Genomic DNA, 15,229 nt, shown 5'->3' on the forward strand with positions numbered 1-15,229 from the left:
CCGCCAGCGTTCGTCCTGAGCCAGGATCAAACTCTCCAAAGAATTTGATATAGCTCTTGAAAATGACGAAGCTTGCGCTTCATTCAAAATTGTAAAACTTTTTTTGCCTCATCGTTCAGTTTTCAAAGTTCGTCTGTCGCGCTTGGCGACTTCATTAATTTATCACGTTGCTTATCTCCGCGTCAACAACTTTTTTCACAAATTGTTTTACTGAAATAATCTTTCGCTGTGACAACGTTTATAACTATAATCTCTATTTACCACTTCGTCAATAGAAATATTACAAAAAAATAAAAAAGGTTGAGCCCCTGATGAGGCCCAACGCTTCAGTCTTTCGCTAGCGGCACATAGCCCGTCCGCTCTACCAATGTCTGTCCTTCTTCAGATGTCATCCAATCTAGAAACGACTTGTATGTTTCATACTGTTCTTCTGTTGTGATGGCATAGAATTCAGAAGTGATTGGATACGTCCCGTCAGCGATTGTCTCGACCGTTGGCGCAATCCCATTCACTTGAAGTAATTTAATATCATAATCTTCAACCATCTCGGTCGCATAGAAGCGGAAAGAGAACCCGATCGCATTTTTATGATTTGTGTATGCGGCTGTCTGTTCGATGATACCACCCATACCCTCCGGGACATCTTCAACAGGTGCATCCATTAATTGACGATCGCCCATTACCCGCTGCAAAGCCGTCTGACTCCCGCTTCCTTCTGGACGTTGGAATGCTCGAATCGGGTCATTCTCGCCTCCGACCTCACTCCAATTATCAATATCTCCGGCATATACTTGCTGAATCTCGTCTAATTTAAGTGAGTCCACCGGATTGTCTTCATGTACAAAGAAGACAAACGCTTCACGCCCAATCGGTGTCATGTTGAACTTCACATCAGCCTTCTCGGCCGCGGCCACTTGAAGATCGGACGGTCCGGCAACAAAGATGATGTCCGTCTCCCCTTGAATCAACCGATCGTACGCCTCTCCCGTCGTCGTTGAGACGACCGAACTTTCCTCCGTACTATACGGATTATATTCGTCAGAAGGATAAACCGCTTCGACAAATGACGCATACAGTGGATAGAGCGCCGTAGCACCATCGAGACGTGGGAGATTTGAATCGATTTTAAACGAAGATGCGCCGTCCAGTTTCGCTAGATCCGATTCCTCATTAAACGGTTGATAGTCAAACAACTCAACACCGCGTTCTTCGATCCGTAAACTTTCCGTATACGCATAATAGCCTTTTACGGAACTAAAGAACACGATGCCAATTCCAGTCCCGATTAATGCGACTCGTTTACGTTGGCCTTTCGTCAATTGTGAAAAGTCATATAGCGCCATAATGACAATCAACAGAGCCACCACGTACCAAATCGTCCAAATGATCGGGCGCCCCGATCCAATCGGGTCACCCATCGTGAACAGTGCTACAAAGACTGAGACGACCGCAGCAATCAATATAATGAATATACTACCTAGTATAAATTTGAATAGTTTCATGACTTCATTGAACTCCATCCTGATTTCGATTATGAGATTTCATAGGCGATCGCTTCCACTCCGACACCCTTCGTTGGCCGTGAGACCGAACGAACGTATCCTTTGCGTACAAGGAACCCGACGATACTTCCAAGGTCGACTTTCAACTCTTGTAAATTCGGGTGCTCCATCAATTCAGAAAATGGCCACGGTTCCTCCCTTTGTTGCATCGTTTGTAATAGAAGGAGCGTGCCCGGTAACACTTTTGATTGAATCAAATGTTCCATTCCGATAATCACTAAGTGAATCCGCTGTTCGAGCGACTCTTGTCCGCTCACGAGTTCCTCATGCAGTTTATATATTTCTAAGTCAAGGGTACGTACTTGTTTCCACAATACAATTTCAGGATGAATCCCGGCTTCCAAGACCGATAGTCTGGCCAAATGGGTCAAGGCATGATGGATTTGGGTGAAAGCGTCCTGATATTCTTCTTGTAAAAATAAACTTCTACCGTCTTCAAAGCGGCGCAACAACTTCGCAAACGCGAGCGATAGTTGAAGGCGTTGCTCATCGTTCGAGAAATTACGTAGGCGTTGTCTCAAATCTAATAAAAACGTGTTTCGTTCGAACAAGACCATCCCATCTTCAATCCAGTGGATGGCCCGGCGATTCTCATTCATCAAAATCCACCGATCCATCATCGAGTCACTCACCAAATGGAGAATGATTTTTTCTTGTCCGATCTGATAGTGCTTCACCGTCCAGAATGGCTCTTCTTTCGCTTCAATCACAATCAACAATCGGTCCGATTGATCGGTCAGCGGATCGCGTGGTCGTTTCTTCTTCACTTCGATGATGCCAAGTGTCGTCTTCAAGGCTGCATATTCCGAATAGATTGTGCGTGTGGCATACTCCATAGTCACCTTGATACCTTCTTTCTATATGATGAACTTCAAACGTTCACCCAATGATCTGATACGAAAATGATTCGCCTTCTTTATAAAATTCTCCTGCCAGCGATTGTATGAACTTCTCACAGTCTTGCAGATGAGCTATAGTAAAGACAGACATGGAGGGATTACGAAATGAAAAAACGGGGGAATAAAATCAACCGCGCTCGAAACCTTGCGTTGTTGCTCGTCTTTGCAGGAATCGGGGTCATGTATCTCGGCTTACTGGCGAAAAACATCACATGGCTGATGATTATTTTCATGTTGCTTGGCTTCGTGATGGTGTTATCGAGTTCAGCGCTCTACTTCATCATCGGGATGGCATCGACGAAAGCCATCGTCGTCACTTGCCCGAACTGCGAGAAACAGACCAAGATGCTCGGACGAGTCGATTTATGTATGCATTGTGACGAACCGCTCACGATCGATCAATCGCTCGAAGGCAAAGAGTTCGACGAAAAATATAATAAACGTCAATCACATTCACACGAATAAAAAAATCATCCTCGCCTCCGAGGATGATTTTTTAATGTTTATGCGCTTGTTCAGTTTGGCACGCCGGACATGTGCCGTATACTTCAAGACGGTGGCGATCAACTTTGAATCCTGTCAATTGAGATGCGACCGATTCGATTTCATCGAGGACCGGGTAGTTGAAGTCGACAACTTTGCCACACGCATCGCAGATGATGTGGTAGTGACGCGACGTCACGAAGTCAAATCGGCTCGATGCGTCGCCGTAATTCATCTCTTGGACGAGACCGACTTCCTTAAAGACGCGCAAGTTGTTATAGACGGTAGCGACACTCATGTTCGGAAATCTCGCCGAAAGTGCCTTATAAATGTCATCCGCTGTCGGGTGACTGTGCTCCGTGACGAGGTACTCCAAAATGGCCTGGCGCTGAGGCGTCATTCTGACTCCATGTTCTCGGAGCGACTGAACAGCATGGTCAAGCATTTCGCTTCCCACGTCAATCCCTCATTTCTTCTATAGAATTCATACGAAGTGTTAGTTAGAATTAACCTATTTCTTACATAGTAATCTTTATAAATAGTGTACTGATTTCTAGAACAGTCGTCAAACGTTGAGCTTAAGCGGTTGACGGCTATGATACAATAAGTGCGAATTTGTAAAAGGAGGCAATACATATGGCAACACCATCTACACGCAACAATTCAGACATTTTGTATACCGACGCCTTGACGCATATCGTCGGCGGGGTCAACAGCCCTTCCCGCTCATTCAAGGCAGTCGGCGGCGGTGCACCCGTCTATATGGAACGAGGAGACGGCGCCTATTTCTACGATGTTGACGGCAATCGCTACATCGACTATTTGGCGGCATACGGCCCGATCATTACCGGCCACGCCCACCCGCATATCCATAAAGCGTTAATTGAGGCTTCGTCTAAAGGTTTGCTTTACGGGACACCGCATGCGCTTGAAGTCGAGTTCGCGAAAAAATTAAAAGCGGCCATCCCGTCAATGGATAAAGTCCGGTTCACGAATTCAGGAACCGAAGCGGTCATGACGACCGTCCGTGTCGCCCGTGCCTATACCGGTCGTGAACTTGTCGTCAAATTCAGCGGTTGCTATCACGGCCACTCGGACTTGATGCTCATCGCCGCAGGGAGCGGACCGGCCACGCTCGGTTCACCTGACTCGGCCGGCGTCACACGGGCCACGGCGAAAGAAGTCATCACCGTGCCGTTCAACGATGTCGAGGCGTTCCGCGACATGATGGCCGAATGGGGCAGTCAAATCGCCTGCGTCCTCGTCGAACCGATTGTCGGCAACTTCGGCATCGTCGAGCCAAAACCAGGATTCCTTCAGGCCGTCAACGATATCACCCATGAACATGGCGCCCTCGTCATTTACGACGAAGTCATCACGGCGTTCCGCTTCACGTACGGCAGTGCCCAACAAGTATACGGTATCGAACCGGACATGACCGCCCTCGGCAAAATCATCGGCGGAGGATTGCCAATCGGTGCCTACGGCGGTAAAGCCGAAATCATGGAAACAGTCGCGCCGCTCGGGCCAGCCTATCAGGCCGGGACGATGGCCGGTAACCCAGCATCGATGGCAACCGGGATCGCTTGCCTTGAAGTACTCGAACAACCGGGCGTCTATGAACAGCTCGACGCGCTCGGTGCCCAGCTCGAGGCCGGGATTCGTGAAGCTGCCGCAACCCATGACGTGACGATCACGCTCAACCGCTTAAAAGGTGCGCTCACAGTCTACTTCACGGACGAGATCGTGACCGATTATGAGGGCGCAGAAAAGTCGGACGGCGAAGTATTCGGACGCTTCTTCAAATTGATGCTCGAGAACGGCGTCAACCTTGCCCCTTCGAAATACGAGGCTTGGTTCTTGACGACCGAACATACCGAGCAAGATATCGAAGAGACGATTGCTGCGGTCAACCGCGCGTTCGCTCAACTATAAGCAAAGGAGATGCCGCGGCATCTCCTTTTTATGATAATGCGGGACGGATCCACAGCTGGTCGTAACGCGGGTGCCCGAACACGTCGAGCGGCACATCTCCGAGAAAACTCGGGAAACGCCGTTCACGTGCGACATGATACAACGGGATGACGAGCGCCGCCTCGGTCAAATACCGTTCGACGTCACGGTGCAGCTTCGACCACTCATCCATCTCCGTATGCTGATAGCGGTCCATCAGTGCGCGGAGTTCCGTCTCTCCCGCGACCAACTTACCGACAAGTGACAACTCACTCGTCAAAAAGGCAAGGAACGCCAAATCGAGATCTTCGTTCATCATCTCCCCACATAAAATCAAATCGGCATCACGGAGCGTCTCTTCTTGCAGTAAAGCACTGAGCGCATATGTCTCGATTTCGACGAGAAAACCGGCCGCTCTCAACTGTTCGGCGATGAGTTGCGCATCTTGCGTGGCCCCTTCAAACGGTAAATGAAGCAATCGCAACGGACGGTGGCACATCGTCCCCGTTTCAGACACCGGGACAAAGCGGCTCAATTCCGGGAAGAAACCGTGGGCCACTTGATGCCGCTCGCCGCCCAAGTTTACGAGCTCATCTTTTTGGATCGCATGTTGAATCGCGAGACGAGCCTCCACATCGTCCTTGAGCCAAGAGTGCGCGAGATTGAACATGAGATAACGTGCCCCGGCCTCGGCAATCCATTTGACGACGCTATGGTCATCCCCTGTCGTCCAAGTGACATAGTCCGTTTCGGAGAACGTGACGAATTCAACGACGTCGAGCGACGGGCGAGGCCGCATACCGCGCTCGAAAGCCCGTAGTCGCACGATTTCTTCTGACGTTTCCTCCAATTTGAACGGTCCGGTCCCGATTCTCCCTTCCGCGCCTTCATATGTGATGGAAGCCGGGGTTTGGGCGAGCAACCGCTCGATGTAGGCCCGGTGCGCATTCGTGTGGATATCGACGACAAATGGCGCCGGGGTCTCGACCCGCTCAATTGGCGCAAACAACCACACCTGCTTCCCGCGCGCTAATAATCGGTTCAGTGAATACACGACATCTTTGGCTGCAAGTGTCACTCCATTATGGAACATGACCCCTTTTCGGATGTAACACCGAAACCCGAACGGCATCGCTTCCATATGATGAGCGAGCGATGGTTCAACCGATGTCCCATTCCATTCAAATAAGCGGTCGAAGACGTGACGCGATAAGGAAGCTTCCATGGCAATATGGATATCGAGTGGATCAAGCGATTCAAGCGTACGGATGCGTGGAAAAATGAAGCGATCCTCTTCCGTCTGTTCGAAACCAAAACGGTTCCAGATAAGTGCTTGAATGACTTCTCGTAAAGCCGGAGGCCAGTCCCACTCCAACCATTTGGCTGTATCGGCCATTGTGGCCGTTAAAAACGTTGTTTCGACCCAATCGTTGAGGGCCTGGACAAAATCTGGCTGAATCCGAATCATCGATTCATGACCGCGCCCTTTACCGGCTTGATAGGTCACCCATCCCATCGTTTCCCACGCCTTGATATCGCGCTTCACTTGTTTCTCGCTATAACCGACCACCTCGACGGCTTGCCGGAGTGTCACGTCCATTCTGTCCGCCTGTAACGCATAGCGATAAATGGCCACTAGTTTTGCATTCATGTCATTCCCCCTAAAAGTGGACATGTCCAAATAATTTGTCTCTTTTTACCAAGTGTAGTCCACGTTTAAAGTAGTGACAAGGAGGTGCTCACATGAAATTCAAAGATTTTCCAACCAACGTCCGACTTCGACTCGTCTGTGGATTTTTCATCCGCATCGTCGGCTCGGCCATCTTTCCATTCATGGCTTTATATTTTTCGGAAGAACTCGGCAAAATCGCTGCCGGGATCATCATGACGTCATTCGTCATCGTCGGGTATGTCACCGGCTTGTTCGGTGGGTACTTCTCGGATCGCTTTAATCGCAAGCACGTCTTACAAATCGGCCAACTCATTCAAATCCTCTGCTTCGTGGGGATGACAGTGGCGATTCACCCATCAAATAACTGGGCATTCGTCGTGGCCATCCTCTATTTCGGTCACGCCATCGCGAACGGATTGAACTATCCGGCGCTCGAGGCAATCGTCATCGACTCGATGGAAGAATCAAATCGAAAAGCGATTTATGTATATGATTATTGGCTCGTCAATTTAGCGATTGCCGGCGGTGTCATGCTCGGCGGTGCATTCTATCGCGACTATCGCTTCGGCTTGTTCGTTGGGATGACGCTCGTCTTGAGCATCACAACGCTCGTCTTGCAACGCTACCTCATCGATTCATATCAAGGGAACCGGTCGACACCGGCGAACCCGCTTGTCGGTGTCATTCAAAACTATCGCATCGCTCTGGGCGACCGGCGCTGGATGCTCTTCGTGCTCGGCAGCATGCTTGTCTTCTCGACCGAGTTTCATATGGCAAACTATATCGGCGTCCATTTGGCCGAATCGTTCCAAGAACGTTCGATCATCGGTGTGCCGTTCGACGGTGTCCGCATGATGGCGTTCATGCAACTCGAGAACACGTTGCTCGTCGTCGCCATCACGTTCGCCGTCACCGCTTTTGTGAAACGGTACCGGGAAAAATACGTGTTCTTCATCGGCTTATCGCTCTATATCACAGCGTATGCGGCCATCACATCGATGAACTCCTTTCTGATTCTCGCCGTGCTGGCCGTCGTCTTCACAGTCGGTGAGTTGCTGTACTCACCAATCCGTCAAGTGAGGCAAATCGACCTGCTCGACCCGGAGCGACGCGCCTCTTACCTCGCTTTCGGGGGGCTCACGTTCCACGGGGCCAAACTTGTTGCCGCGGCCGGCATCGTCGTAGGGGCGTTCATCGGACCCATATTCATGAGCGGCTACATCTTCATGTTCGGGGCGCTCGGGGCGTATCTCTATTATGTGTCGCTCTATAAGATGGAGTCGATGCGCCAACTCGCCGCATGACGTTTGAACTGTCGTCGGAACGGAAACAGGCAAGAGTGAAGGAGGCGAATCCGATGTCAGCCATTGTCTTGTTTGATGGAGACTGTAACTTTTGTGACGCCAGCGTCCAGTTCATCTTGAACCGGGACACCGCAGGGAACTTCCACTTTGCCTCGCTACAAGGCGACGCCGGGAAAACGCTACGTGAACGTCACCGCATCAGCGACTCGGTCGACAGCATCGTCTTGATTCGCGACGGTGTGCCTTTTATCAAATCCGACGCGGCCATCCGCATCGCGGAAGGATTGGATGGGAACTGGCGTCTGCTCCGGTTCGTAAAAGTCGTCCCGAAGCCGCTCCGTGATTTCGGTTATGAGTTCATCGCCAAACATCGTTACGAATGGTTCGGGCAGAAGCAGACATGTAAACTGCCGACACCAGAAGAGCGTAGCCGTTTTCTTGATCAACAACCAAAACCGCCGACTCGATGAGTCGACGGTTTTTTTAGTCCATACACGTCAAGTACGTCCAGTGACATTCAGGCATCGGGTTGCCCATGAAACTGACACCGAGGTCATCGGCCCGGTGAATCGTCGTCCAGGGGGCGTCTCCGACTTGAAGATACACTTCATGGTGCGGCGATTGTGTATGACTCCCAGATAGTTTGAACGTGGCGTTGTCCTTCAATTGCGCGACAATCGTATACTTGATGTCCGGCGCAATGACGAGCGGATTGCCGACTGAATGTTGCAGGCGGTATGCGGTCCGCCCCCGGTCAATATCAAGATCATCGAGATACACTTGATCGACGGAAGCAACATCTTCCCCGGTCAGCTGATGACGGGCGTTATAGCCGCGGGTCACGCCCGCGTCTTTTTTGATGGAGACGATTGGAATATCACGCAGTCCTTCGACTTTCACTTCTGTACGTGTCCGATAGTCGGTCGCATGGACGTTATACGGTCGTCTATCCCCTTCAAAGTAAGGGTGCGGCGACAACAAGTTCGGGTTTTTAATCATCGGTGGACGAATGAACGTCTGGACGCGCAGCTGAATCCGATCGACCGTCTCCAAATCGGGACGAAGCGGGCTGACGAGAAAATACATGATGAACAGCTCCTTGTCGCGCCGCGTGTCCGTCTTCAGTTCTTTGGCGAGCGACATCGCTTTTCCGACTGCATGGATGAGCCGTGTCCCAGGTTTCTCATCCCGTTTGACAGGTCGAAGGGCGCGGACTTCATACATCGTCGGCTCATGGAGCGGTGTGTCGTCCAAATAGGCGTTCCCGACGACTTCTGCGATGCGTCGCCCTTGTCGGTAAATCGCGTACGTCTCGACGTCAGGAATTGGGTCCCACTGGAGATGGGTGCCGGTCGACGCGACGACGGCCGATGTGAGATGCCGATTCCAATACAAGTCATCGCTCGGGTCGACGGCGGCCGTATACACTTTCGCCACCTCCCCTTGCTCATCTGTGAGACGATAGGCGACTTGCTCCCCGGCGGCCGTCTCATGGTCGACATAGTGTCGGCCATCTCCTTCGTACACATACTTCCCGTTTCGCGTGAGTCGGACTTTCCCATCGACCGACCACGTCAGCTCGAGCGCGTCCTTCAACGGTTTTACAGTAATTAACCCTTCCCCGTTCATCATTAGACTCTCCCCCTTTTAGTTGTCGTTTCCTCATTCCCGTCTCACTGTCACGGAAAACAAAAAAAGGCCCCGAGTCTCCTCGAGGCCGTGTCTTATTCGACGACTGCCAAATCTTGAATCATATACAAATCGTAATAGGCGCCACGGCGACGCATCAGTTCTTCATGCGTGCCGGTCTCCATGATTTGTCCGTTATCCACGACGACAATCTTGTCGGCATCGGTGATGGTCGACAAACGGTGGGCGACAATCAGCGTCGTCCGCCCTTTCGTCAGTCGTGCGAGCGAATCTTGAATCATCGCCTCGCTCTCGAGGTCGAGCGCACTCGTCGCTTCATCGAGAATGATGATCGGTGGATGTTTCAAGAAGACTCGGGCGATGGCGAGCCGTTGTTTCTGACCGCCTGACAGTTTGACACCTTTTTCCCCGACCGGTGTGTTGTAGCCGTCCGCCAAGTTCGAGATGAACTCGTGGGCGTTCGCTGCTTTTGCGGCGGCGATGACATCTTCGTCACTCGCTTCCGGGTTCCCCATCCGGATGTTCATCGCGACCGATTCACTGAAGAGCACCGAGTCTTGCATGACCATCCCGATCTGATCACGCAACGCCCGCAGTTTGAAATCACGGACATCGGTGCCATCGATTTTGATGCTGCCCGACGTGACGTCATAGAAGCGTGGAATCAAGCTGACGAGCGTTGACTTGCCGCCACCAGACATACCAACGAACGCGACCCGCTCCCCGGAACGGATGTGCAGGTTGACGTCGCGGAGGGCACGAGTCCCATCTTTCTCGTACGCGAAACTGACGCGGTCGAGCTCGATGTCGCCTGCCGTTTTCACGGGAACGAACGCGCTCGGTTTCTCTTCGATATCATACGGTTCATCGAGGAACTCGAAGACACGGTCCATCGAAGCGACCGACTGGGTGAGCGTCGTCGCCGAGTTGACGAGACGGCCGAGCGGCGCGTAGAGACGATCGATATACGCGATGAACGCGACGAGCGTCCCGAGTGAGACCTGTTCTTGCAAGACGAGCCACGAGGCCGTCGTAAAAATCAAAATCGGGGCGATGTCGGTAATCGTCGAGACGACGACGTACGTCTTCGCGTTCCAACCGGTGTGGCGGAGCGCAGCTTTTAAAAAGCCACCGTTCTGTTCTTCGAACGCCTTGTTCTCATACGGCTCGAGCGCGAAACTACGAATGACGGCCATTCCGTTGACACGTTCAGTCAAATGCCCTTGCAAATCCGCGAGCGCGGCCGAACGTTCCCGTGTCAAACGACGCAAGCGTCCATAAAAGTAACGGACGGCGATGGCATAGAACGGGAGTGGCAAGATGGCGATGAGTGTCAGTTGCGGGTCAATCGTGTACATGATGGCGATCGCAATCAAGATGGTTACCATGTCGAGCCAAATGTTCATCAGACCGGTGATGACGAAGTCTTTCGTCTGTTCGACATCGTTGATGATGCGCGAGATGATCTGTCCCGTCTTATTGTTCGAATAATACCGGAGCGACAACTTCTGGACGTGATCGAACAACCGGTTCCGGACGTCGAATAAAATCCGCGTCGCCGCCCATTGCGCCAAATATTGGCGCAAGTACTCGATCGGCGGCTTCAAGACGAGGAAGATGAAGAAGACGATGCTGAACAGCCAGACGAGCTCGGTATAATCTCTCGCCGGTTCCGGGTCTGTCAAATAAGTATCGATCACATATCTATAAAGGAGCGGTAACCCGAGCGGGATGGAGAATTTCAAAATCCCGACGAAGATGGTCAGCGCGATTTGTTTCTTATACGGTTTAACGAACTTTAAATAACGTTTAATACTACCCATTAGTTCCTCCTTCAAGAAAAAAAGCGGAGATGAGCGATCATCTCCGGTAACGTGCTTCGTATTCGCGATACCATTCATCGACGAATGTTGGGTTGAACGGCCCTTTCCGTCCTCGAATCCAGTTAATAAGTTCTTGAACGTTCTGTTTCAAGATTCGATCAATCGCTTTCGGATAATTCATCTCGCGACGATGCCGCTCATATTCATCCTCATCTAAAATCGTGTACGACATATCCGGGAACACCTTGATGTCCAAATCGTAATCGATGTACTTGATGGCACGTTCTGCCCCATCGAACGTTGTCGGCGAACCTAGATTACAGTAGTAGTAAATCCCATCTTCGCGAATCATGCAGATGACATTGAACCAAAACTCAGATGAAAAGTAGCAAATTGCCGGCTCACGTGTTCTCCATTGCCGGCCGTCTGACTCACTGACCATGATGCGGTCGTTGAATCCGATCATATCCGTTTTTGACGACTGAAGGACGAGCGTTTCTTCCCAAACGCGATGCAAAGTTCCGTTGTGCTTGTAGCTCTGTATCTCGATCTTGCTACCTGCTTTGGGAAATAAGCTCATAAGCTCCTCCTTTCCGCTATGATGCTATACAATTCTCATATTTAATTATAGCGACTTTCAGAACCAATGAAAAAGGAAATCTCTTATTTTCACGAATTTAGTGTTTTTTGGAATGCCTCGGCTCGCGCTTTGAACATCGGCCGGAGCACGAAGGTTTCGACGAGGACAGCCGGCACGTAGCTGTCGAACGTGACCTCATCGACCATGACGGCTCGTCCGTCCACTTGTTCGACGCGGTGCACGTGACTGAAACGACGGAACGGGAACGGCAACTTCACGCCCTGGTCACAGAATGCATGATGTCCGGCGAGCGTGATTGCACTGTTCCACGATAAGGACACCGGCCCGATGCCGATGCGTAGCTGCACCAAGTTCCCTTCGACCGACGCACCGTCCCCAAGTAGCGTCACTTTTGGGAACGAAGTCAATTCAGATAACAACGAGGCATCTTGGAGCAACGTCCATAGCGTCTCAACGGACGTGTCGTATGGTGTTCGTACGTCAAACTGTCTCATCCTCGGCACCTGCCATTTTCTCTAATTTTTGTTGGGCGACCGATACCGTCACCACATCGCGCGCCTCATCGTCGAGCCAAGTCCATTCGCCATCCGGCAGTGTATCGACCTCGTATAGGTCGATGTACCAGACGATATGGGAAAACACATGTTTCACTTGTCCAATATAGGTTCCGTTTAACTGTTCCCCCGTTCCGCGGTCTGTAAGCGGATATTGCCACATTCCAGCGAGCAGACCGGCGTCCGGGCGTTTCACGTATGCCGTCCGACCGTCCTGACGACAGTAGAGCGCATCATACATCTCGATCCGGGCCGCCCCTTTTTTCGTCTTGACCGGGAGTTCATCTTGCACGTTATGGGTATAAGCATAACAATCGTCTTGAACAGGACAGAGCGAGCACATCGGGTTTTTCGGCGTACATACCGTCGCCCCGAGCTCCATGATGCCTTCGTTGAAGTCCGAGGCGTGCGTCGGATCCATCAGTCGGCGAACGACTTGCTCGAACAGTTTTCGCGTTTTCGGGACGGCGATATCGTCATAGATGCCGAACTGGCGGGACATGACGCGCATGACGTTGCCGTCGACGGCCGGTTCCGGCTGATTGTAAGCAATCGAGAGGACGGCACCGGTCGTGTATGGCCCGACCCCTTTCAGCTTCTCGAATCGTTCTTTCTCTTCCGGGACGATGCCGTCGTACACCGCGACAACTTCTTTGACGGCTTGATGGAGGTTACGGACCCGTGAGTAATATCCGAGTCCTTCCCAATATTTGACGACCTCGTCGGGTTCGGCCGCCGCCAACGCCTCAATCGTCGGGAACCGCTCCATGAAACGGTTATAGTACGGGATGACGGTATCGACGCGCGTCTGTTGGAGCATGACTTCGCTCACCCAGACCCGATACGGATTCTTGCCGTGACGCCACGGCAAATCCCGCTTCTCACGATTGAACCACGTCACTAAATTTGTGTTAAATTCTTGAATATTATAATTTGTGAACAATTTATCAACATCGAGCATTTTGTTTCTCCTCGTTTTAAAAATATTGTATGATGTAGTGGATTAAAATATGCGATTTTTCTACTTTTATGGAGGTGCTGAAGCACATTGGATACTGCTACTCACATTGGGATGGGACTCGGTTTAAGTGCAATCGCGACACTCATCCCTGAAGTGTCAGGCGACGCACAAATGTTTCTAGCCATGACAGCGACGGCACTCGTCGGCTCGCATGCTCCGGACTTTGACACGGTCTTCAAACTAAAAGGTAATAGCACGTATTTACGCCAGCACCGCGGTCGTTCACACGGAATCACCGCACTACTCGCTTGGCCGATCATCGTCAGCGCCGTCATCGGACTCGCGCTCGGCGTCAACCCTGCCTCATTATGGGTCATGGCACAAATCGCCGTGTTGTTACACGTCACGGTCGATTTGTTCAACGCCTACGGAACGCAAGCCCTGCAACCATTTTCGAAAAAATGGATTGGCTGGGGCGTCATCGGGACGTTTGATCCGTATTTGTTCTCGGCCTATTACGGGGCATATGTATTATGGCTTATCACAGGGGCGACTGTCCCGATTTTTGCATTGCTCACTGCGCTCGTCATCAGCTATTACGCGATTCAGTTCAAGTTGCGTAATCGCGCCCTCGCCACGGTCGCCCGTCACTTTGCCGGAGCGCACGAACTGTTCATCTCTCCGGGAATCGGTTGGGATGACTGGCATGTCGCCGTTCGTTTCCGCGACGGCTTAGGTGCCGTCAAAGTAAAAAAAGGGACGGTCATCGAATGCGGTCGTTTCCGTGACAAACCGATGCCGGGTGAAGATGACCTTCACTTCGTCGAAGCCCGTAAAAATGCGGATCTTCAATCGTTCCTCGAATTCTCGAAGATTCACACGTATACGGTCACACGCCATAACGGCATGATCGAGTATCGCTTCACGAACTTGCGTTATTTCGCGAAAGATATTTATCCGTTCGTCGCCGTCGTCATCGTTGACGAAGAGTCGAATGAGGTATTGTCTTCGTTCACCGGTTGGGTGTTCAGCGAAGAGAGCCTGCAAAAGAAATTGGCCTACGAATAAAAAAGTCGCTCCACGCGGGAGCGACTTTTTTCTTATGCCTCTGACTCCGTGAACTGGAGCTCAAAGTCAAATTTGACTTTTTTATCGACGAGAACGCCACCCGCTTCGAGCGCCTGGTTCCATGTCAATCCGTAATCTTCTCGGTTGATCGACCCGTCCCCGGTAAAGGCGTGTTTCATGTTGCCCCACGGATCCTTCGCGCTTCCCTCGTACTCGACTTCGAACGTCTCTTCGCGAGTCGTCCCGCGAATCGACAAATTCCCGGTCAATTCGAATTCACCGCCACCTTTTGAGCGGAACGATGTCGACTCGAACACGATGTCCTCGTGCTGCTCGACATCGAAGAAGTCTCCGGACCGTAAGTGGTTGTCACGGTCACTGTTGTTCGTATCGATCGATGCCGCCTTGATTGTCACCTTCACGCTCGCGTTCGCGAGATCATCCGGTTGCCCGTTCGCTTCGACGTGAAAATCTTTAAACTCCCCTTTTACTTTCGAAATCATCATATGCTTGACCGTGAATGTAACCGAACTGTGGGCTGGGTCGACTTGATATGTTTTTGCCATGAATACGTCCACTCCTTTGATTTGAAAGATTGATTCTAATATGATGTTTACCACAAATCTTGACTTCAAAACATTTACTTTCACATGTGACGAATTATTGTCGAAAAATTTTGACTTTTATCACACCGACCCG

The 15,229-nt window shown here is 51.2% G+C and carries 15 protein-coding genes; 5 read left to right on the plus strand and 10 right to left on the minus strand.

What is annotated here, in order from left to right; translation table 11 throughout:
* Positions 1–326: 326 nt before the first annotated feature.
* Both KNP83_RS12125 and KNP83_RS12130 read right to left on the minus strand, forming a co-directional pair.
* Entirely contained in the window at positions 327–1,502 is a 1,176-nt protein-coding gene (locus tag KNP83_RS12125; protein ID WP_214762703.1) for a PstS family phosphate ABC transporter substrate-binding protein, read from the minus strand.
* Positions 1,503–1,531: 29 nt separating this feature from the next.
* Positions 1,532–2,398: a nucleotidyltransferase-like protein gene (locus KNP83_RS12130; protein WP_214762872.1), complete on the minus strand. Its 867-nt coding sequence runs from the start codon at positions 2,396–2,398 to the stop codon at positions 1,532–1,534.
* Between the two features lie 168 nt (positions 2,399–2,566).
* On the opposite strand from KNP83_RS12130, the gene KNP83_RS12135 reads away from it, so the two are divergent.
* Positions 2,567–2,926, plus strand: coding sequence for a YgzB family protein (locus KNP83_RS12135; protein WP_214762704.1), 360 nt, complete (start codon positions 2,567–2,569; stop codon positions 2,924–2,926).
* A 31-nt stretch (positions 2,927–2,957) separates the two neighbouring features.
* On the opposite strand, the gene perR is transcribed toward KNP83_RS12135, so the two are convergent.
* Positions 2,958–3,389, minus strand: a complete 432-nt coding sequence (gene perR, locus KNP83_RS12140; RefSeq protein WP_214762873.1) for a peroxide-responsive transcriptional repressor PerR — start codon at positions 3,387–3,389, stop codon at positions 2,958–2,960.
* 191 nt (positions 3,390–3,580) lie between these two features.
* Here perR and KNP83_RS12145 point away from each other — a divergent pair, with 191 nt between their 5' ends.
* On the plus strand, positions 3,581–4,879 hold the full coding sequence (locus KNP83_RS12145; RefSeq protein ID WP_214762705.1) for a glutamate-1-semialdehyde 2,1-aminomutase: 1,299 nt from the start codon (positions 3,581–3,583) through the stop codon (positions 4,877–4,879).
* 28 nt (positions 4,880–4,907) lie between these two features.
* On the opposite strand, the gene KNP83_RS12150 is transcribed toward KNP83_RS12145, so the two are convergent.
* Positions 4,908–6,548: an ABC transporter substrate-binding protein gene (locus KNP83_RS12150; RefSeq protein ID WP_214762706.1), complete on the minus strand. Its 1,641-nt coding sequence runs from the start codon at positions 6,546–6,548 to the stop codon at positions 4,908–4,910.
* Between the two features lie 92 nt (positions 6,549–6,640).
* On the opposite strand from KNP83_RS12150, the gene KNP83_RS12155 reads away from it, so the two are divergent.
* Both KNP83_RS12155 and KNP83_RS12160 read left to right on the plus strand, forming a co-directional pair.
* A complete protein-coding gene (locus KNP83_RS12155) occupies positions 6,641–7,873 on the plus strand; it encodes an MFS transporter (RefSeq protein WP_214762707.1) in 1,233 nt (410 codons plus the stop codon).
* 53 nt (positions 7,874–7,926) lie between these two features.
* Entirely contained in the window at positions 7,927–8,343 is a 417-nt protein-coding gene (locus KNP83_RS12160; protein ID WP_214762708.1) for a thiol-disulfide oxidoreductase DCC family protein, read from the plus strand.
* Between the two features lie 13 nt (positions 8,344–8,356).
* On the opposite strand, the gene KNP83_RS12165 is transcribed toward KNP83_RS12160, so the two are convergent.
* From KNP83_RS12165 to mutY, 5 genes are all read right to left on the minus strand, one after another.
* Positions 8,357–9,505 carry a DUF3238 domain-containing protein gene (locus KNP83_RS12165; protein ID WP_214762709.1) on the minus strand — a complete coding sequence of 383 codons (1,149 nt, stop codon included), beginning with the start codon at positions 9,503–9,505 and terminating at the stop codon, positions 8,357–8,359.
* A gap of 92 nt (positions 9,506–9,597) precedes the next feature.
* Complete coding sequence (locus KNP83_RS12170) at positions 9,598–11,346, minus strand: ABC transporter ATP-binding protein (RefSeq protein ID WP_214762710.1); 1,749 nt, start codon at positions 11,344–11,346, stop codon at positions 9,598–9,600.
* Positions 11,347–11,383: 37 nt separating this feature from the next.
* Positions 11,384–11,926 carry a nucleoside tri-diphosphate phosphatase gene (gene ntdP / locus KNP83_RS12175; protein ID WP_021067741.1) on the minus strand — a complete coding sequence of 181 codons (543 nt, stop codon included), beginning with the start codon at positions 11,924–11,926 and terminating at the stop codon, positions 11,384–11,386.
* Between the two features lie 89 nt (positions 11,927–12,015).
* Positions 12,016–12,441 carry an SRPBCC family protein gene (locus KNP83_RS12180; protein WP_214762711.1) on the minus strand — a complete coding sequence of 142 codons (426 nt, stop codon included), beginning with the start codon at positions 12,439–12,441 and terminating at the stop codon, positions 12,016–12,018.
* Complete coding sequence (mutY, locus tag KNP83_RS12185; protein WP_214762712.1) at positions 12,428–13,462, minus strand: A/G-specific adenine glycosylase; 1,035 nt, start codon at positions 13,460–13,462, stop codon at positions 12,428–12,430. The genes KNP83_RS12180 and mutY overlap by 14 nt, the downstream gene beginning before the upstream one ends.
* 87 nt (positions 13,463–13,549) lie before the next feature.
* On the opposite strand from mutY, the gene KNP83_RS12190 reads away from it, so the two are divergent.
* A complete protein-coding gene (locus tag KNP83_RS12190) occupies positions 13,550–14,530 on the plus strand; it encodes a metal-dependent hydrolase (RefSeq protein ID WP_214762713.1) in 981 nt (326 codons plus the stop codon).
* Between the two features lie 32 nt (positions 14,531–14,562).
* Here KNP83_RS12190 and KNP83_RS12195 read toward each other — a convergent pair whose 3' ends face one another.
* Positions 14,563–15,096: a YceI family protein gene (locus KNP83_RS12195; protein ID WP_214762714.1), complete on the minus strand. Its 534-nt coding sequence runs from the start codon at positions 15,094–15,096 to the stop codon at positions 14,563–14,565.
* Positions 15,097–15,229: the final 133 nt, after the last annotated feature.

Source organism: Exiguobacterium sp. s146 (assembly GCF_018618415.1).
Taxonomy (GTDB): Bacteria; Bacillota; Bacilli; order Exiguobacteriales; family Exiguobacteriaceae; genus Exiguobacterium.